Source organism: Alteromonas sp. LOR (genome assembly GCF_000753865.1).
Taxonomy (GTDB): Bacteria; Pseudomonadota; Gammaproteobacteria; order Enterobacterales; family Alteromonadaceae; genus Alteromonas.
This window is the reverse complement of the sequence record NZ_JQFW01000025.1, coordinates 1-630: the sequence shown is the minus strand read 5'-3', so window position 1 is coordinate 630 and position 630 is coordinate 1. Positions and strand designations below refer to the sequence as shown.

1 tRNA gene is annotated in these 630 nt (G+C 43.0%); it reads right to left on the bottom strand.

Features of this window, described 5'->3' with window-relative positions:
* Window positions 1-552: 552 nt before the first annotated feature.
* Window positions 553-629: transfer RNA gene (locus JV36_RS0109940), tRNA-Ile, on the bottom strand.
* Window position 630: the final 1 nt, after the last annotated feature.

Here is a 630-nt window from a genome sequence, read left to right as displayed (position 1 = left end):
TCCTTCATCGCCTCTAACTGCCAAGGCATCCACCGTATACGCTTCGTCACTTAACCATACAACCCTAAAAAGCCTTGAATATCGGCCTCATGTCCGCCTTTTGACGTCGGACACGGGTAATGTTGTATGCATGACAAGCTAATCGGAAGAATTGCCTTGCTATCTTCTTTGTTAACCGAACATGCCGATTAACCCGCCTTGCGGCGTTGTCGATAACAAGCAATTCAAGTCAAGTAGAGTAAAAAGTGCGTCTTTCGACTTCTCAATTACTCTTTTGATTGATTACTATTAATATCAGCTTTCCAAATTGTTAAAGAACATAAGATGTTTCCTGCAAAAGCAGTACTATCACCCTTAGGGTAAAAAACCCTAATCAATGCTTACTTAAAAAGTAAATATTCATTAGGATTTTGGGTCCAACATGACACAAAAAACAGCTTCTACCCAAATCGGTACTACCGCTAACTTTAGAGAGTGGTAAAAACGTCAGGAAGCTCTGCTTCCGGCAAAGCGGCTTTTACACGACCACTTGCAAAGCAAGTGAAAGGTAAATGGTAGGCTTGGGCAGACTTGAACTGCCGACCTCACCCTTATCAGGGGTGCGCTCTAACCAGCTGAGCTACAAGCCTT